The organism is Myxococcus guangdongensis (assembly GCF_024198255.1).
In the GTDB taxonomy this organism is placed as follows: Bacteria; Myxococcota; Myxococcia; order Myxococcales; family Myxococcaceae; genus Myxococcus; species Myxococcus guangdongensis.
In genome coordinates this window covers 65521-83008 of sequence record NZ_JAJVKW010000012.1, presented here as the reverse complement: position 1 = coordinate 83008, position 17488 = coordinate 65521, and the positions used below count along the sequence as shown (strand labels likewise).

Annotated in this window: 15 protein-coding genes; 6 read left to right on the top strand and 9 right to left on the bottom strand. The window is 67.0% G+C overall.

The features are described 5' to 3' along the window. Positions 1 to 53: 53 nt before the first annotated feature. Both LXT21_RS31660 and LXT21_RS31655 read left to right on the top strand, forming a co-directional pair. Positions 54 to 1229, top strand: coding sequence for a winged helix-turn-helix domain-containing protein (locus LXT21_RS31660; RefSeq protein ID WP_254041947.1), 1176 nt, complete (start codon positions 54 to 56; stop codon positions 1227 to 1229). Positions 1230 to 1294: 65 nt separating this feature from the next. Further along, the gene (locus tag LXT21_RS31655; protein ID WP_254041946.1) at positions 1295 to 1882 is read left to right on the top strand and encodes a phosphoribosyltransferase family protein; all 588 of its coding nucleotides are present in this window, start codon (positions 1295 to 1297) and stop codon (positions 1880 to 1882) included. Between the two features lie 53 nt (positions 1883 to 1935). Here the strand turns inward: LXT21_RS31655 and LXT21_RS31650 are convergent, their stop codons facing one another. The 3 genes from LXT21_RS31650 to LXT21_RS31640 all read right to left on the bottom strand — a co-directional run bounded on the left by LXT21_RS31650 (position 1936) and on the right by LXT21_RS31640 (position 3700). Continuing rightward, positions 1936 to 2685 (bottom strand): DUF4142 domain-containing protein, encoded by a 750-nt coding sequence (locus LXT21_RS31650; RefSeq protein ID WP_254041945.1) that lies wholly within the window; start codon positions 2683 to 2685, stop codon positions 1936 to 1938. A gap of 98 nt (positions 2686 to 2783) precedes the next feature. Then, complete coding sequence (locus tag LXT21_RS31645; protein WP_254041944.1) at positions 2784 to 3242, bottom strand: PaaI family thioesterase; 459 nt, start codon at positions 3240 to 3242, stop codon at positions 2784 to 2786. A 5-nt stretch (positions 3243 to 3247) separates the two neighbouring features. Then, a complete protein-coding gene (locus LXT21_RS31640; protein WP_254041943.1) occupies positions 3248 to 3700 on the bottom strand; it encodes a PaaI family thioesterase in 453 nt (150 codons plus the stop codon). Between the two features lie 187 nt (positions 3701 to 3887). On the opposite strand from LXT21_RS31640, the gene LXT21_RS31635 reads away from it, so the two are divergent. The 3 genes from LXT21_RS31635 to LXT21_RS31625 all read left to right on the top strand — a co-directional run bounded on the left by LXT21_RS31635 (position 3888) and on the right by LXT21_RS31625 (position 8829). Next, positions 3888 to 7286 carry an amidohydrolase family protein gene (locus tag LXT21_RS31635; protein ID WP_254041942.1) on the top strand — a complete coding sequence of 1133 codons (3399 nt, stop codon included), beginning with the start codon at positions 3888 to 3890 and terminating at the stop codon, positions 7284 to 7286. A 305-nt stretch (positions 7287 to 7591) separates the two neighbouring features. After that, positions 7592 to 8263 (top strand): hypothetical protein, encoded by a 672-nt coding sequence (locus LXT21_RS31630; protein ID WP_254041941.1) that lies wholly within the window; start codon positions 7592 to 7594, stop codon positions 8261 to 8263. Continuing rightward, the gene (locus LXT21_RS31625; protein ID WP_254041940.1) at positions 8260 to 8829 is read left to right on the top strand and encodes a hypothetical protein; all 570 of its coding nucleotides are present in this window, start codon (positions 8260 to 8262) and stop codon (positions 8827 to 8829) included. Before LXT21_RS31630 ends, LXT21_RS31625 begins: the two co-directional genes overlap by 4 nt. Positions 8830 to 9327: 498 nt before the next feature. Here the strand turns inward: LXT21_RS31625 and LXT21_RS31620 are convergent, their stop codons facing one another. The 6 genes from LXT21_RS31620 to LXT21_RS31595 form a co-directional block, all read right to left on the bottom strand. After that, on the bottom strand, positions 9328 to 9921 hold the full coding sequence (locus LXT21_RS31620; RefSeq protein ID WP_254041939.1) for a hypothetical protein: 594 nt from the start codon (positions 9919 to 9921) through the stop codon (positions 9328 to 9330). Between the two features lie 176 nt (positions 9922 to 10097). After that, positions 10098 to 10685 carry a hypothetical protein gene (locus LXT21_RS31615; protein ID WP_254041938.1) on the bottom strand — a complete coding sequence of 196 codons (588 nt, stop codon included), beginning with the start codon at positions 10683 to 10685 and terminating at the stop codon, positions 10098 to 10100. Between the two features lie 232 nt (positions 10686 to 10917). Beyond that, positions 10918 to 12399 (bottom strand): DUF1570 domain-containing protein, encoded by a 1482-nt coding sequence (locus tag LXT21_RS31610; protein ID WP_254041937.1) that lies wholly within the window; start codon positions 12397 to 12399, stop codon positions 10918 to 10920. A 192-nt stretch (positions 12400 to 12591) separates the two neighbouring features. Continuing rightward, on the bottom strand, positions 12592 to 14046 hold the full coding sequence (locus tag LXT21_RS31605; RefSeq protein ID WP_254041936.1) for a tetratricopeptide repeat protein: 1455 nt from the start codon (positions 14044 to 14046) through the stop codon (positions 12592 to 12594). Positions 14047 to 14083: 37 nt separating this feature from the next. Further along, a complete protein-coding gene (locus LXT21_RS31600) occupies positions 14084 to 14965 on the bottom strand; it encodes an SDR family oxidoreductase (protein ID WP_254041935.1) in 882 nt (293 codons plus the stop codon). 76 nt (positions 14966 to 15041) lie between these two features. Further along, a complete protein-coding gene (locus LXT21_RS31595; protein WP_245772687.1) occupies positions 15042 to 15677 on the bottom strand; it encodes a TetR/AcrR family transcriptional regulator in 636 nt (211 codons plus the stop codon). A 100-nt stretch (positions 15678 to 15777) separates the two neighbouring features. On the opposite strand from LXT21_RS31595, the gene LXT21_RS31590 reads away from it, so the two are divergent. Beyond that, positions 15778 to 17487 carry an acyclic terpene utilization AtuA family protein gene (locus LXT21_RS31590; RefSeq protein ID WP_254041934.1) on the top strand — a complete coding sequence of 570 codons (1710 nt, stop codon included), beginning with the start codon at positions 15778 to 15780 and terminating at the stop codon, positions 17485 to 17487. The last annotated feature ends 1 nt before the right edge of the window (position 17488 follow it).

Below are 17488 nucleotides of genomic sequence, written 5' to 3'. Positions count from 1 at the left end.
CGGCTTGTTTTCTATATAGTTGGTAGCCAGTGTTCCCGCGCCCAGGGGGACTCATGTTCGTCGAGAAGATGCTGAGGGGGGTTCGCACACGACCCACTCAGATGGAGGATTGGCGTCGTTTGGCTCGAGACCTTGGCGATGCGTTCTGTCGTCAAGAATCTTCCAGTCTGAGTGAAATTCGGGTCGCTCTCGCTGACCTCGATACCTCGACCGCTTCCGACGAAGTGAAGGGGTACTTTGGTGCCCTTGCAGACCTCACAGCGGCCTACGAGGCCAGCTTGGCGCCCCTGCACGAAGAGGCGCAGGTCGAGCAATTGGCTCGCAAGGACGGTTGGAAGCCTTTACTCCGTGTCCTCCAGGAGGGCCCCATCCTTTCCGGAGAACTCGCGACACGCACGGGTAAGCACCCGACCTCTATTTCGAAACGGCTTCACGAGATGCGAGATGCGGGATTGGTCCACCTCTATGCATATGAAGGGTTGGATGGTCGAGAGCGACCATACCGGCTCACACTCAGAGGCCAGCGCGTCGCGAAGCGGCTCGGCAAGGACCTGCCAGAAGTGGCAGAGCGGATAGTGGCTGCCTCAGTGGCGTTCTTCGCGCGTCTGGCGATGGAGCGCCAAGTGTTCCAGCAGAGCTTTCATGCCTTCTGTCGGGGGATTCTGGCTGGCACGGGCATAGACTCATCTGTATTGAGTCATCGGCTGGCAGAGGAGGGGAGACAATGGGGATTGCTTAGTCAACGCAACGGATTGTATCTCACCGCCCTGGAAGCGACATCGACGCAAATGAAGGAGCAGTTGGAGAATGCACTGAGCACAAAAGAGGAGCCGAGTTTCTTCGCGCAGTTGCGAAAGAAGATCCCACCAGTGGATGAGCATCTGGTCCTTTTCAGAGCCTCAGATCTCTCTCGCAGTACGTGGATGATGTTCTTGAAGCAAGGCTCTCATCCCTATCCAAGGCATAGGTTGATAGATGATGGGGACCTTGATGTCGGCTTGGAACTGGATGATGAGGATTCTTACTCGCTTGTCTATGAGAGTCTCGCGCTTTGCAAGACTGATGCGGAGATGGAGTCAATGCGCCCACTCATCCGTGGAGCGCATCAACGTATCTGCTTGGATGGCGCGACTGGATTGCTACCCGAAGGATTCTCTTCGTTGCAGAGCTTGATGCACCACGAACAGGTCCCTGCTGAAATCAGAGCCTCTACCGGGGCGCCGTCGTGAAGGTTCGCGATAGAAAGCAACTGAGCAAGCTCGTACTCGTTAGGCCCGCTGAAGAGACGGATGCTGTGCTCAAGCTTCTTGAGCAATCAGGGGCTGTCTTGGATGGTCATTTCGAGCTCCAGGCAGGCGCTCACAGTCAGTACTTCCTGCGTTTCTCGCAAGTCGGTTGGGAGCCGGTTCTCGTTCAGGAGGCTGCGCGGAGACTCATTGCTTGCTCACAATTCTCAGTTGAGAATGCCACTATCCTATGTCCTGAATCCGCAGGATATCTTCTTGGATACGAAATTGCGCGTCAGGCTGGTAATTCGTCGCTGGCTGTGACCCGAGTTGACGAGCGACGCCGTCCGCTGGCAAGCCTTGGCGCGGGTGGTCTGTCGAGTGGAATGGATGTGGTTGTCGTCAATGACGTCGCGACGACAGGATCCTCCATGAAGTGCTTGGTCCAACTTGCACGTGACCAGGGAGCGAATGTTCGAGGCATCCTGGCTTTCGCTGCCACCCGCGAACCCGAGGTGGAGCATAAACTTCAGGAGCTGAAGTTGAAGGGAGGATGGTTGATGGCTTCGTTATGGGAAACCTATAAGCCTGGCACTGAGACCTGCCCTCTGTGCCAAGCCTCAAAGCCACTATTGCAGGCCTGGGAATTTAACTGAGTTGATTTAAGAAAAGGGCGTTCAGTGCGCCTGTGTCCTGAGAGCGGCGGCACTCAGCGAGCACCGCGAGGGGCCTGCCTCGCCTGACGCGGCGTCTCCTGTCCGAGCAGCCGGTACGCGGCCTGACGATGTTGCTGGAGCTGGGGCAGCAGGTTGTCGAGCAGCGCCTTCAGCGACGTGTTGCTCGCGAACTGCTGCTGCGCGGCCATCACCTTGGCGATGTACACGTCGTGGTCCCCCACCATGTCGGCCAGGTACGCGCGGTCGAACGGGGTGCCCTGGAGCGCCTCCAGCTTCTTCATCGTCGCGTGCTCGGACGCCTGCATCGCCTGGGCGAGCGTGGAGTCCGCCTTGGGCTCCTCGAGCGTGAGGTTCTTCGACTTCGCATACGCCAGCAGGTTCTCGTCCGCCTGGCCGTGCTCGCGCTCCATGCGCGCGCCGAAGTCCTTCACCGCCTGGGACGCGCCGTTCTTCTGGGCGAGCCGTCCCATCTGGACCTCCATCTGGTTCGCCTGGTGCAGCTCCGCGAGGAACGCCTTCTCCTCGGTGGGCACGGGCAACAGGCCCTGCTGCATCCACTTCGCGGCCTGGGCGTCACCCTGTCCCGAGCCACCCGTGCCGGGCTGTGCGTCCCCCAGCTTCTGAAGGTCCTCGCCGTGGTCGATGGCCTCCGACTCGCCCATGCGAATCATGCCCTGACTGTCACCGGTGCCATTCTGGGTCGCGACGTCGTCATCCTGCGCGCCCGCGGCGCCGCCCAGCACCAGCGAGCCGATCAGCATCCAACCGCTCCATCGCTTCATCGCCTGCCTCCGAGAAGTGCGAAACCGAACCTCTCGAAGGTGGCGACGACAAAGCAGGCGCGGCCAGGGCACGACGGACGGACGGACGAAGGCTGGTGTCAGGGCTCGGCGAGCAGGAACAGTGCGTGCGCGCTGGCGATGGGGCGGGTGCGGTCGTCCTGCCAGGCGTCGACGCGCACGTTGGCCACGCGGCGGCCCTGCCGGGTGATGATGGCGCGCGCGAAGGTGTCCTGCGGCTTGCCCGAGCGCAGGAAGTCCACCGTGAGCGAGATGACCTTGGGCACGCGCGGCGTCTCCGTCTTCAAGAGCAGCTCGAAGATGGAGGCGGACTCCAGCAGCGCGCCCAGGGTGCCGCCGTGCAGCGCGGGCAGGAAGCTGTTGCCGATGAGCATGGGCTGGTAGCGCATGCGGCACATCATCTCGCCGGCCAGGTTCTCCACGCCGATGCCCATGAAGCGCGTGTAGGGGATGGCGTCGGTGAGGCGGCTGTACTCGCGCGTCTTGCGCACGTCGAGGACCAGCTCGGCGATGGCGGAGGAGGGCTTGGTGTCGCTCATGGATGTCACTCCTCCGTCAGCATGAAGGTGCCCTGCGCGGAGGCCACCGGGTGGTTCTTGTCGCCCTGGTGCACCAGCGCGCGGACGAAGGCGACCTGGCGCGTGGTGCGGTAGCACTCGGCCACGGCGGTGAGCGAGACACCGGGGCGCGCGGGGCGCAGGTAGTCGATGCGCAGGTCCAGCGTCACCATGGGGACCATGCGACCCAGCCGGAGCATGACGGAGGTGCCGCACGTGGCGTCGATGAGCGTCGTCACCGGACCGCCGGCGATGACGCCCGTCTCCGGGTTGCCGACGAGGAAGTCCGCGTAGGGCAGCTCGACGGTGGCCTCGGTGGGAGCCACGTCCACGAGCCTCAGACCCAGCGCGTGGTTGTGGGGAACGATGTCCGAGTAGAACAGGGAGCAGCGCTCCATCCGCCCGGCCTTGTCTTCAGGGAGCTTGAAGTCGTCCGACATGGGATGCGGATAACAGAAACACCTCCGGATGGCGCGTGACGAATCGCGTCGAGCCCACCGCGGCCGCTCAGGAAGAGGCCCGCCTGTCCCCCTGTTCACGTCGCGCCGAGCGTGTCCCCGGGGAGCCGGATAGTGTGGCGCCCCGCACGGCCCTGTCTCGCACAGTCCCCCAACACGAGGACCTCTGGTGAAAAGACTGACCTCTGCTCTCTGCGCCCTGTTGCTCGTTCCGGGCGCGCTCCTCGCCGCGCAGCCCGCGCAGACGCCCCCCGCCGCCCGGCAGGACCCGACGCCCCCCATCCCGGTGAAGAAGGATGACGCCGCCCGTGAGGCCGGCCGCGCCGTGGAGGTGGACCCCAACGCCCCGTCCGACACCGAGTCCGCCAAGGCCGACAAGGACAAGGACGCGTGGAAGGTGGACGCTCCCGGGTTCCCGGCGAAGCAGGTGTCCATCGACGTCTCGGAAGGGACGTGGATGAACGTGGACGTGAGCCCCACCGGGGATGAGCTCGTCTTCGATTTGCTCGGCGACATCTACGTGCTGCCGCTGGCGGGCGGCGAGGCGAAGGCGCTGACCTCGGGGGTGTCCTGGGACATGCAGCCGCGCTTCAGCCCGGATGGGAAGTCCATCGCCTTCACCAGTGACAGGGGCGGGGGCGACAACATCTGGGTGATGAAGCGGGATGGCTCGGACGTGAAGGCGGTGACGCAGGAGAAGTTCCGCCTGCTCAACAGCCCCGCGTGGAGCCCGGATGGACAGTTCATCGTCGCGCGCAAGCACTTCACCGCGCGCCGCTCGCTGGGCGCGGGCGAGGTGTGGATGTATCACCGCTCCGGCGGCGACGGCGTGCAGCTCACCGAGCGCGCCAACGAGCAGAAGGACCTGGGCGAGCCGGCGTTCTCCCCGGATGGCCGCTACGTCTACTTCAGCCAGGACGTCACGCCGGGCCGGACGTTCGAATACAACAAGGACCCCAACGGCGAGATTTACGCCATCCAGCGGTTGGATGTGGAGACGAAGGAGATCGACCCCTTCGTCACCGGGCCGGGAGGCTCCATCCGTCCGACGCCGTCGCGGGACGGCAAGCAGCTGGCGTTCATCCGCCGGGTGCGGACGAAGACGGTGCTCTACGTCACGGACGTGGCCTCGGGGGCGGAGCGCCCGCTGTACGACGGGCTCGACCGGGACATGCAGGAGACGTGGGCCATCCACGGCGTGTATCCGACGCTGGCGTGGACGCGTGACGACAAGGCGATTGTCTTCTGGGCGGGCGGCAAGCTGCAGCGCATCGACGTGGCGACGAAGCAGGTGACGCCCATCCCGTTCCGGGTGAAGGGCACGCGCACGATTTTCGAGGCGGTGCGCTCGCCGCAGGCGGTGGCGCCGGAGCGCTTCAACACGAAGATGCTGCGCTGGGTGCAGGTGTCTCCGAAGGGGGACCGGGTGGTGTTCCAGTCGCTGGGCAAGCTCTACGTGAAGGAGCTGCCGGGGGGCACGCCGAAGCGGCTGACGAAGCAGGACGACCACCTGGAGTTCTACCCGTCGTTCTCGCGGGACGGGCGCTCCATCGTCTACACGACGTGGGACGACGAGAAGCTGGGCGCCATCCGCGTGGTGTCGGCCACGGGTGGCGAGGGCAAGGTGGTGTCGACACGGCCGGGCTACTACGTGGAGCCGGCGCTGAGCCCGGATGGGAAGTCCCTGGTGTATCGCGCGTCGGGGGATGGCTACCTGATGCCGGGACAGTGGAGCCGGGAGACGGGCCTGTTCGTGCAGCCGGTGGCGGGAGGCACGCCGCGCAGGTTGGCGCGGGATGGCGAGCAGCCGCACTTCGGTGTGCGCTCGGACCGCGTGTACTTCCTGCATGTGGAGTCGAAGGAGAAGGAGGACGTGCGCTCGTTGAAGAGCGTGGGTCTGGACGGGAGCCAGGAGCGCACGCACGTGACGAGCGCGGAGGCGACGGAGCTGAAGGTGTCTCCGGACGAGCGGTGGGTGGCGTTCCGGGAGAACTTCAACGCGTTCATCACGCCGTTCCCCAAGGGGGCGAAGGCGGCGGTGGTGGGGCCGGACGCGAAGGCGTTGCCGGTGGCGAAGGTGAGCCGCGACGCGGGCGAGTACCTGCACTGGGCGGGCAACAGCCAGGGGCTGCACTGGGCGCTGGGGCCGGAGCTCTTCACGCGGGAGTTGAAGCAGGCGTTCACCTTCGTGGAGGGGGCGCCGGAGAAGCTGCCGCCGGCGCCGGAGAAGGGCGTGGACCTGTCGTTCCCGGTGAAGGCGGACATGCCGGAGGGGACGCTGGCGTTGGTGGGTGGGCGCGTCATCACGATGAAGGGTGACGAGGTGCTCGAGCAGGGCGTGGTGGTGGTGAAGAACAACCGCATCGTCGCGGTGGGCCCGGTGGGCAAGGTGCAGGTGCCGGCCGGGGCGAAGGTCGTGGATGTGAAGGGCAAGACGGTGATGCCGGGCCTGGTGGACGTGCACTGGCACGGGGCCATGGGGGTGGATGGGCTGATGCCGGAGCAGAGCTGGGTGCAGGCGGCGTCGCTGTCGTACGGGGTGACGACGTTGCATGACCCGTCGAACGCGTCGGAGGAGGTGTTCGCGGCGAGCGAGCTGGGGAAGGCGGGGGCGTTGGTGTCGCCGCGCATCTTCTCGACGGGGACGATTCTGTATGGCGCGGCGGGGGTGGGGTATCGGGCGCCGATTGAGACGCTGGACGATGCGCGCTCGCACCTGCGGCGGATGAAGGCGATGGGGGCCTTCAGCGTGAAGAGCTACAACCAGCCGAGGCGGGACCAGCGGCAGAAGGTGCTCCAGGCGGCGCGGGAGCTGGACATGCTGGTGGTGCCCGAGGGTGGCTCGTTGTTGCAGCACAACCTGACGATGGTGGTGGATGGGCACACGGGCGTGGAGCACGCGATTCCGGTGGCGCGCATCTACGCGGACGTGAAGCAGCTGTGGGGGAAGAGTGGGACGGGCTACACGCCGACGTTGGGTGTGGCGTATGGCGGCAACTGGGGTGAGAACTACTGGTACCAGAAGACGAACGTCTGGGAGGACGAGCGGCTGTTGTCCTTCGTGCCGCGGCGGGTGGTGGATTCACGCAGCCGTCGGCGGATGATGGTGCCGGACGATGAGTTGAATCACGTCGACGCGGCGAGGACGGCGCGGGAGCTGAACGAGGCGGGAGTGAACGTGCAGCTCGGCGCGCATGGACAGCGCGAGGGGTTGGCGGCGCACTGGGAGCTGTCGATGTTCGGCCAGGGTGGGATGAAGCCGTTGCAGGCGCTGCGCGCGGGGACGCTGGGTGGGGCGCGTTATCTGGGCATGGATGGGGAGATTGGCTCGCTGGAGGAGGGGAAGCTGGCGGACCTCGTCGTGTTGGACCGGAACCCGCTGGAGGACCTGATGAACAGCCGCTCCGTGCGCTACACGATGGTGAACGGGCGGCTGTACGACGCGGCCACGTTGAATGAAGTGGGCACGCGGCAGCGCCAGCGCGCGAAGTTCTTCTTCGAGAAGGACGGCAACGAGGGCTGGAGCCCGAAGGCCAGCGCGCATACGCACACGCATTCGTGTGACTGAGTGAGGCGTGGCGGGCATCGGACCTTGGAGGTCTATGCCCGCCACGAACCCTGGATGCGCCATGACTGAGGGAGTGACAACCTCCCAGGTTCCACGAAACTCGGTGGGATATTTCCTTGTTAGACGGGTTTTAATGGATTGCTGTTGAGGGAGCGGGACAGGGTCGATAGATTGGGCTCCAGTCGTGGGAGGCGCGTCTGGAGGATGCACCGATGAAGGCAGTGGCATGTGGGGCCTGGTGCTTCCTGCCCTTGTCGTTGCTAGCGGGAGCTTGTGCCTCTTCGCCGACGGTGGACCCAGATGTCGTGCGACCCGCCCCGGATGCACCGTTTCTCGACAAGCTGCCGGGGCCCTTGCTCGGGCCCTTCAGCTCACCATCGAGTGCCCTGCTCGCAGCGTGTCGGAAGATCCTCGCCAAGCCCAACGCGAGCGCGGGAGCGCGGGAGCACCCGGACTTCGAGGTCCGCTGGCGTGCTTCCAGCGAGTACTGCGCGTGGGTCTATTACACGCCCGAGCAGCAATACGTGATGAGCAAGCTGACCGACCAGTCGAGGGTGGATCCCCTCCAGCGGAGCAAGAGCTGCTTGTTGCCGTCGATGGTGGATGACCCCCGCTACCCGGCGGACTCCATTCGTTACATCTATGCACTCCACAACCATCCCTATGGCAGCAGCCTGACGGAGAGCGACATCCAGTTCATCGTGTCGGAAGGGATGGTTCATGGATTCGAGAGTGAGACGAAGGACGGACGCCTGCGGCTGTCCGTCGTCGCGTTCTTCTCTCGAAGCGCATCGGAGCCGTCATGTGACGGCTTCCATCAATACATCCCCTTGACCGGGCAGATGCTGAAGTGGACGCGTGCCGATGCAAGCTGGCGATGTGAGCAGACGGGCTCGGTGCGTTGGTCCGACACCGATGACAGGAAGTTCACCGTCCAGAAGGTGAGTCGCCCCTGCGACAGGAGCAACACGCCATGAGACCTCTGCTGCTGGCGCTGCTGGCGCTGGTGTCGAGCTGCGTGCATCACCCGGGAGCACGCGTGGCCCTGCCCCAAGAAGACCTGTCTGTCTCCTTTCCCGAGGCGTTGGATGCACCGGAGCATCCCTGGATGGTGGACGGCGAGATGCTGCGAGCCTTGTCGATTGCCGCCAACGACTTCCTCCCGGCGGAGGCGCGTGAGCGCTCGTGTTGGAATCGGCAGGAGTCCTATCGCTATTGTGTGCTCAAGCAGGGGGCGCTGTTCTTCGTGGGCATCTCCGCGAACCCCGGGGCCTGCGGGTCGGAGCCGCGGATGCTGGATGGTGGCGTGCGGTATGCCATCGACAGCGAGGGGCGGATTCTGCGACGCCACTTCGAGGGTGAGCCCGAAGCGCCATCGAATCTCCCGCCTCCTCCTGATGCAGGGCTTCCCGCGTCGATGCCCGGCGCGGACATCCCTGTGGGAGATACGACCTGGGGTGCGCCCATGGAGTCGGTGCCATCCTCGTGGCTCGACGGAGGCACGGCGCCTTCCTCCTCCCCGGATGGTGGAACTCCACGATGAGGCGTGGCGCGCGCCCGTCGACCCGCACCGCGAATTCACACTCGAGGGCGGGGGAACTGGTGCCCCGTGGACGCGACCTGAGACCCAGGCCGACTGTCGAGTCATCCATTGAGCTGGGACCCTGTCCATTGCAACACCAACAGGAGGCGTCCCCTCATGATGAATCCGATGAAGCGATTGGCTGGAGCGTTCGTGTTGATGATGGCCGTGAGTTGTGGTCCCGCCCCGGAGCCCCAGGCTCCCGAGCAGGTGCCTCCCACGGGAGAAGCGAATGTCGAGGCCGCTGGCCTTCCAGAGTTCCTCGCCTGTGTGAACCCGGGGTCGGAGGAATTCCGGGTGTGTTTGGTGGCTTGTGTCGAGGGGTCCGTACTCGACCTGGTCCCGTGCCTGGGGAGGTGCGGGCTGAGCACGACCGAAATCACCAGGTGCCTGCCAGCCTTGGCGCTCTAGCAACACGACGGGCTCCGGAAGAGGGGCTTCCGGAGCCTGTCCCTCACCTCACGGAATGAGCGTCAACGCCAGCGTCTGCGTGCTGGTGTACTGGGCGAGCCCCTCCGGAGAGGCGCAGGCGTTCTCCAGGTCCGCGACCACGAAGACCAGCGTCCGTACCGCGGTGGCTCCCTCGTACTTGCCCGACACCACGGTGCCGATCTGCTGCGTGGTCCGCGTCGTCGTGCCACCCTGGACCACGACCTGGGTGAGCGAGAGCTGTGACGTCTCACCGGTGTTCCACGTCACCGTCACCGCACCTCCGCTGATGCCCAGGAGCGAGTCGCAGGTGTAGTTCCTTCGCAGCGCCGGAGAGAAGCCCGTGGTGCCCGAGTGCACCGGGGCCGCCAGCACGGCGGTGCAGTTGGTCAAAGTCCCACTCCCGGAGACCGTCGTGTCCTGGGGCGTGTTGGTGATGGGCGGCGAGAAGGAGATGGTCGTCGTCCCGAGCGGACAGATGACCGAGCCGAGCAGCGGCGCCTCACTCGACTCCAGTGACGATTCCTCCTCGAGGACCGGGCTGTTCTCCGTGCCACAAGCAGTGAGGACGCCGGAGACCAGGATGAATGCCATGAACCACAGCCAACGGATGTGCGTGTGCATGTCCACCTCGGAGTTGAAGGTGGAACCACGGTAGCGAGGGCCCGCGCCGTGCCGCTGCCTCATGCGCCGACCGTGGTGGATGTCGAGCAATGGACGTGTACCCAGGTCCAACAGGCGATGCGAGCCCGCAGCGCTGCGGGCTCCCGGTTCGCCGAGCCGCACCGCGGCCCGTGTCGTCAGGGGATGAGCGTCAACGCCAGCGTCTGCGTGCTGGTGTACTGGGCGAGCCCCTCCGGAGAGGCGCAGGCGTTCTCCACATCCGCGACGACATAGACGAGCGTCCGCACCGCCGTGGCTCCTTCGTACTTGCCCGACACCACGGTGCCGATCTGCTGCGTGGTCCGCGTCGTGGTGCCGCCTGAGACCACGACCTGGGTGAGTGCGAGCTGTGACGTCTCGCCCGTGTTCCACGTCACGGTCAGCCCGCCACCGATGAGGTTCAGCAATGAGTCGCAGGCGAGATTCCTGCGCAGCACGGGCCCGAGGCGCGTGGTGGCCGAGTGCACCGGGTCCGCCAGCACGGCGGTGCAATTGGTGAGCGGCCCACTCCCGGAGACCGTCGTGTCCTGGGGCGTGTTGGTGAGGGGCGGCGAGAAGGAGAGGGTCGACGTCCCGAGCAGACAGGTGACGGTGCCGAGCAGCGGCGCCTCGCTCGACGCCAGTGAGGAGTCCTCCTGGAGGACCGGGCTGTCCGCCGCGCCACAAGCAGTGAGGGCGCCGGAGACCAGGACGAACATCGAGAACCACAGCGAACGGATGTGCATGTGCATGTCCACCTCGGGGTTGAAGGTGGAACCACGGTAGTGAGGACCACTCCGTGCCGCCGGTCCGCGAGCCGACCATGGTGGATGTCGACCAATGGACGTGTACCCAGGTCCAACGGACGATGCGCGCCCGCTCCGGTGCGGGCCCGTCGTGCGGGCTGCACACCTGCTTCGCCCCCTTTGAAGAGGGCCGAGGCCGTCCCACTCTGAACGCCACGCGCCCTGAATGGACTCAGGGCTTGCTCGGTGGGATGGCATCGCATTGGCGCTCGAAGGCCTGAAGTCGAGCTTCCATCGTCTCTCGAATCGTAGGTGCGATGGACTCGTGGAGCATGTCGAGGGCTCGATTCTGGAGCTTGCGTGCCGCGACGCAGTCGCCAAGCTGGAAGGAAAGGTTTGCCTCGGTAGAGAGTGCGTCGGGGCTGCCTGGAGCGAGCTGCACTGCCCGGCGTGCCGCTGCGAGGCCTTTCTCAAGCTGGTTCGTCCTGTCGTAATGCCTGGCCAGCCGGACGAGGACAGGTACGTCTTGGGGGCGTAGCGTGGCGGCTCGTTCATGGGCCTGCTCCCGTTGGGCTGTATCACGTACCGGGTCCAGGTACTGCGCCAGCAGGTCCCAGGCTCGACCGTCTTCGGGATGTTTTCGCACCAGGGCGCGCATCCCCGCGAGGAACTGCCGGCGCTGGGGTTTCAGCCGCGCGGCGAGCACGGCGATGGTTACGCTGTTGGGGTCTTCCCCCACGCCCTTCAACACTTCGGCCTGTGCGGCCCGGAGGGTCTCCTGGGGTGCGCGCCCGTCCGGTGAATGCATGAAGATGCGTGCCCGTGCGGCGTGCACGGAGGTGGTGTCCAGCTCGCGTACGGTGACGTCCGAGGAGATGGGTGGCAAGGGTTGGGTGAGGACGGCGTAGATGCCCCTCGTGGCATAGGTCCGCAGATCGTCCCCCAGGTCGACCCCATCGTTGAAGACCGCGTCCCACGCCGCACGCGGCGCCTCGGCGAGGGCGAGGCGCGTCTGGAACGCGTCGAAGCGCTGGGAATGTCTGTTGATGAGGTAATGCACCCAGAGCCAGGCGGAGTGGTAGCGCCACTCTTGCTCCTCCTGACTCAGCGACTTCTTGCGGTCCCACCGCCACAGTTCGTCGAGGTCGAGCCAACCGTGCTCTCGCACGTAGCCCAGACTCTGCCAGTGCGCTCGACCCAGCACTGCTTCTCCCGTGCGGTCGTCCACGTCGGTGGTCTCCAGGTACTGGGCGAGCCCCTCCGATAGCCATCGGGGTTGGCGGAGAAGCACGCGGCGGCTCACGTCATGTGCCAGTTCGTGCGTCTGGATCCATCGGGTCGGTCCGGCATCCAGGACATGTCCCTCACCCGCCATGACGAGCAACGGCCCCTCGGGCGTCAGCGACGAGAATCCCTGGTACTGACCCCGACTGAACTCCTCCAGCTCGGCTTCATCGCGCAGGATGATGACATCCACGGAGCCCTCCGGATCGAAGTCTGGTCCCCAGGCCAGCAGCACCGCGCGGCGGAGCTTCTCCAACTCGAGCGCGGCCTTCTTGGCCGCTTGGGGCGACAGGTTCGTGTGGACGCGGAAGTGCTGGCTGCGGGCCTCCGTCCATGGGCTGCCGCCCTCGAGAGGACACAGCGCACGGGAGCTGGCGCATCCGGACACGAGCGCCAGTATCAACCCCATCCAACCCACCCGGATTGCCATGCCGGATTACTGACACAGTCGTCCCCGTGGGGCGAGTCATTCGCGAGCTGTCCCAGCACGAGGGGCTGTACCGGTCGCTCGCGAGTCAGGTAGAGCGGCGGGAGAACTAAGCGTGGAGTTCGTGCCTGGCTAGGAAGCTTCGATGCCGCTCATGCGGTATGTAGGTACGCACTCACGCGGGGGTAGGCAGGCTCAGCGATGAGGCCGGTTGGCGTTGCACTTGCGCTCGAAGGTGAGGAGTCGTTGCTCCATCGCCTCACGGAAGTCGGCGGTGGTGGACCCATCGAGCATGTCCCGGACCTGGAACTGGAGACGCTTCGCCTCGGAGCAGCCCTCGAAGCGGAAGGACAGGAAGGCCAGGGACGTCAGCGCGGCGGGGCTGCGAGGGTCCAGTCCCAGGGCGCGGCGGGCCGTGGGCAGGCCTTCCTCCAGGTGGTTCGTCGCGTTGTAGCTGTCGGCGACGCGCACGATGGTGGAGACGTCATCGCGGACCAGGCTGGCCGCGCGTCGTCGCGCATCCGCTTGCGCGCCCGGTTCGAGGGACGGGTCCAGCAACTCCGCCAGCAGCATCCAGGCGCGCGCGTTCTCGGGATGGTCTCGCACCAACGAGTGGGCTCGCTGGAGATGCTCCGGTGTGTCCTCCGACAAGCGCGAGGCGAGCGTCGCCGCGTCGACGTGGGTCGGCGCTTCGCCCAGGGCCCGCTGGACCTCGGCGAGCGCCTCCTTGCGAGCGTCCCTCCCTGGCGCATCCATCAGGACCCGCGCGCGCAGGACGTGGCCGTCGGCGGCGCTGAGCGCGCGCACGGTGACCTCCTCAGTGACTGCGGGAAGCGGCGAGGCGCGAGGGACATACCGCTCGCGCGCGGCATGCTGGCGCACACCCTTCCGCAGCGCGTCCAGGTCCCCGAAGGTCGCGTCCCACGTGGCGCGCGAGCCCTCTCCCTGGGCCAGCAAGGCGAGCCACTTGCCGAAGCGCGCCGGTTGCTCCTGCGCGAGGAAGTGCACCCAGAGCCACGCGGAGGCATCGCGCCACTGCTGCTCCTCGGGGCTCGGCTTCAGCACGTGCTCCTGCGCCCAGAGCGCGTCGATGTCGAGCCACCCCTTCTCGCGAACGAGCTCCAGGCTGGCAGTGTCCTCCCGTCCCAGCACGGCCTCACGGGTGTCGCGCTCGACGTGCGCGGTCTCCAGGTAGCGGGCGAGCCCCTCCGCGAGCCACCGGGGACGACTCTGCAACACGCGGCGGCTCAGCTCGTAGCCCAGCGCGCGGGCCCGCGTCCGCGCTCCTCGCTCCGAATCCTCCTGGGCGATGACGAGCAGCGCCCCCTCGGAGGACATCGCGGAGAACCCACCGGAGCTCCCAGGGACGAGCGCCTCCAGCTCGGCCGCGTCGCGCAGGAGCACGACGTCCATCGAACCAGGGATGTCCTCGCCCCCGCCCCACAGCCGCGACACGGCGCCGCGGAGCGTCTCCAGCTCGAGCGCTGCGCGCGTGGCCGCCTGGGGCTCCACGTTCGTCAGGACGCGGAAGTGTCGGCTGCGGACCTCGGTCCAGACAACGTCATCCTCGCGAGGAGGCAGCGTCCGCGTGCTCGCGCAGCCCGACATCATCGCCAGCATCCACCCCACCCAGAGAACCCGGAATGCCATCCCGGATTCTTGTCATGGCGGTGAGGTGGGACGGAACTCATTCCTTCGCGGAGCCACCCCCCAGGATGCGCGGCGCCGCGGCGCGGTGGAAGCCCTCGTAGGGCTTGGAGGCGCTGGTCTCCTCCAGCGGGAAAATCTTGGTGTTGCAGGACGCGCCGCCGTCAATCTTGATGACCTCGCCGGTGATGAACGCGGCCACGTCCGAGAGCAGGAACACAATCGCGCCGCTCACCTCGGCCTCGGTGGCGAGCCGGTGCAGCGGCACCTCCTGCTTGAGCATGGGGATGAGCGCCTTGACGCCCTCGTCCTGATAGCTGTCCATGCCGCTGGAGGCCACCCACCCGGGCGCCACCGCGTTGACGCGCACCCCGGCGAAGGCCCACTCCACCGCCGCCGTCTGCGTCAGGTTGAGCATGCCCATGCGCGCCGCGCCCGAGTGCCCCATGCCCGGCATGCCGCCCCACGCGTCCGCGAGCATGTTGACGATGGCGCCGCCCGTCTGGCTCATCGACTGGTTGAACACCTCACGCGCCACCAGGAAGCCACCGGTCAGGTTGGTGGCCACCACCGCCTCGAAGCCCTTCTTCGAGATGGCCGACAGCGGCGAGGGGAACTGTCCGCCCGCGTTGTTCACCAGCCCGTGGATGCGCCCACGCGCGGCGACGATGCGCGCCACGGTGGCCTTCACGCCCTCCTCGTCGCGGATGTCCACCGTCTCCAGCGAGCACTCGCCGCCGTCCTCGCGAAGCTCCGCCGCCACCTTCTCCAGCTTGTCCGGCTTGCGGCCCACCAGGACGACGTGCGCGCCGAGCGCCGCCAGCTCGTGCGCGGTACAGCGGCCGATGCCACTGCCGCCTCCGGTCACGATGATGTTCTGTCCCTTGAACAACCCTGGCGCGAATACGGAGCGGTAGCCCATGTGCTCTCCCGATGTGGCCCCGCCCGAGTGTCGTCGGGGCGTGTTGTCGCCTGCCGCCTGGAAACGTCGCGGCCCGTCAGTCCCCCGCCTTGCGCCCGGACCGGGGACGCAGCGCGTCCTCCAGCGTGAGCGCCCAGCGGTGGAGAATCTTCTTTCGCCGCGCGCTGTCGTCGCGCAGCAGGTTCGCGAGCCCCAGGCCGCGCACCAGATCCAGCGTCGCCTGCACCAGCTCGCGCACCCCCGGCTCGCGCTCGTCCACGCCGAGCAGCGACACCGTCAGCCGGTGCACCTCCCGCCCCACCTTCGTCTCCACCGGCACCAGCTGCGAGCGCAGCTCCTCGTCCGTGCTCGCCGCCACCCAGAGCTGCACGGCCGCGACGAACAGGGGGTGCGTGTAGAAGCCCGCCAGCATGTGGAGGATGCTCTCCGTGCGCCGCTGGTCCGCTGGCAGCCGGGCCGCCCGCCGACCGAGCTCCTCCATCTGCTGATGGCCGACGTACTCGACGGCGGCCGCCACCAAATCACCGCGCGTGGGGAAGTGGTGCTGACAGGCGCCGCGCGACACGCCGGCCCGCTCGGCGATGACCGTCATCGTCGCGCCCGCCCACCCCAGCTCCGACAGGGCGCCGATGGCCGCCTCCATCAGTCGCTGCCGGGTGACGCGGCTGCGCTCCTGCTCCTGTCGTCCTGTCGCGGCCGGTGCCTCGCTCACGAGGTCAGCTTGGAAGCCACCTTGGAAAAAAGCAAGCGCGCTTGCTTTTTTAGGCATGGCCTCCCACACTGCCTGCATTCAGGCTGGACGTGGAGAGCGCATGAGCGAGTCCCCCCTCCGTATCGGCAACGCCTCGGGTTTCTACGGTGACCGGTTCTCGGCCGTCCGGGAGATGCTCGAGGGCGGCCAGTTGGACGTCCTCACGGGCGACTACCTGGCGGAGCTGACGATGTTGATTCTCGGTCGGGACCGGATGAAGGACCCGGCCACCGGCTACGCCAAGACCTTCCTGCGGCAGATGGAGCAGTGTCTGGGATTGGCGCTGGAGAAGAAGGTGCGCATCGTCGCCAACGCGGGAGGCCTGAATCCGGCCGGGCTCGCGGAGGCGCTGCGTGCGCTCAACGACAAGCTGGGGCTCAAGGCTCGCATCGCGCACGTGGAGGGGGATGACCTCTCCGGCAGCGCGGACGCGCTGGGCCTGGGCTCGCCCATCACCGCGAACGCGTACCTGGGCGGTTGGGGCATCGCCGAGTGCCTGCGCGCGGGCGCGGACATCGTCGTCACCGGACGCGTGACGGACGCCTCGCTGGTGGTGGGGCCGGCCGCCGCGCACTTTGGTTGGAAGAAGGACGACTGGGACCGGCTCGCGGGCGCGATGGTCGCGGGTCACGTGCTGGAGTGCGGCACGCAGGCCACGGGCGGCAACTACTCCTTCTTCAAGGAGATCGACGTCCGCCGTCCGGGCTTCCCACTGGCGGAGGTGTTCGCGGACGGCTCGTCCGTCATCTCCAAGCACGCGGGCACGGGCGGCGCGGTGACGGTGGACACGGTGCTCGCGCAGCTGCTCTATGAAGTCACGGGCGCGCGCTACGCGGGGCCGGACGCCACGGCGCGGTTCGACTCGATTGCCCTGACGGCGGACGGCAAGGACCGGGTGCGCATCAGCGGCGTGCGCGGCGAGCCGCCTCCGCCCACGGTGAAGGTGTGCCTCAACCACCTGGGCGGCTACAAGAACGAGGCGACGTTCGTCCTCGTGGGCCTGGACATCGAGGACAAGGCGCGGCTCATCCGCGAGCAGATGGAGGCGGCGCTCACGCGCAAGCCGAGCGAGGCGCACTGGACGCTGGTGCGCACGGACCGCGAGGACGCGGCCACGGAGGAGCAGGCCGCCGCGTTCCTGCGGGTGGTGGTGAAGGACCCGGACCAGAAACTCATCGGCCGGGCGTTCAGCGGCGCCGCGGTGGAGCTGGCGCTGGGCACGTATCCGGGCTTCACCATGACGGCGCCGCCCTCGGATGGCGCGCCGTATGGTGTCTACACGCCCGCCTATGTCGACGCGAGCAAGGTGGAGCACGTGGCGGTGTTGCCTGATGGCACGCGCACCGTCGTCACGCCGCCCGCGCAATCGCAGGCGCTGGCGCCGGTGGAGCCGCTCCCGTTGCAGGAGCCGCTGGCCTCGGAGCCGACGCGCCGGGTGCCGCTGGGGCGGCTGGTGGCGACGCGCAGTGGTGACAAGGGCGGCATGGCGAACATCGGCGTGTGGGCGCGCTCGGACGAGGCGTGGCGCTGGCTGTCGCGCTTCCTCACGGCGGAGAAGCTGAAGGAGCTGCTCCCGGAGGCCGCGGCCTTCCCGGTGGAGCGGCACGTGTTCCCGAAGCTGCGGGGGTTGAACTTCACGGTCGATGGAATCCTGGGTGAGGGCGTGTCGTCGTCGACGCGCTTCGACCCGCAGGGCAAGGCGCTGGGCGAGTGGCTGCGCTCGCGCCACGTGGACATTCCCGAGTCGCTGCTGCGCGAAGGAGAGGGGTGAG

Coding starts and splice junctions, on each gene's coding strand:
- LXT21_RS31660 (WP_254041947.1), top strand. CDS start 54: ATGTTCGTCGAGAAGATGCTGAGGGGGGTTCGCACACGACCCACTCAG.
- LXT21_RS31650 (WP_254041945.1), bottom strand. CDS start 2,685: ATGAAGCGATGGAGCGGTTGGATGCTGATCGGCTCGCTGGTGCTGGGC.
- LXT21_RS31645 (WP_254041944.1), bottom strand. CDS start 3,242: ATGAGCGACACCAAGCCCTCCTCCGCCATCGCCGAGCTGGTCCTCGAC.
- LXT21_RS31640 (WP_254041943.1), bottom strand. CDS start 3,700: ATGTCGGACGACTTCAAGCTCCCTGAAGACAAGGCCGGGCGGATGGAG.
- LXT21_RS31625 (WP_254041940.1), top strand. CDS start 8,260: ATGAGACCTCTGCTGCTGGCGCTGCTGGCGCTGGTGTCGAGCTGCGTG.
- LXT21_RS31620 (WP_254041939.1), bottom strand. CDS start 9,921: ATGCACACGCACATCCGTTGGCTGTGGTTCATGGCATTCATCCTGGTC.
- LXT21_RS31615 (WP_254041938.1), bottom strand. CDS start 10,685: ATGCACATCCGTTCGCTGTGGTTCTCGATGTTCGTCCTGGTCTCCGGC.
- LXT21_RS31610 (WP_254041937.1), bottom strand. CDS start 12,399: ATGGCAATCCGGGTGGGTTGGATGGGGTTGATACTGGCGCTCGTGTCC.
- LXT21_RS31605 (WP_254041936.1), bottom strand. CDS start 14,046: ATGGCATTCCGGGTTCTCTGGGTGGGGTGGATGCTGGCGATGATGTCG.
- LXT21_RS31600 (WP_254041935.1), bottom strand. CDS start 14,965: ATGGGCTACCGCTCCGTATTCGCGCCAGGGTTGTTCAAGGGACAGAAC.
- LXT21_RS31590 (WP_254041934.1), top strand. CDS start 15,778: ATGAGCGAGTCCCCCCTCCGTATCGGCAACGCCTCGGGTTTCTACGGT.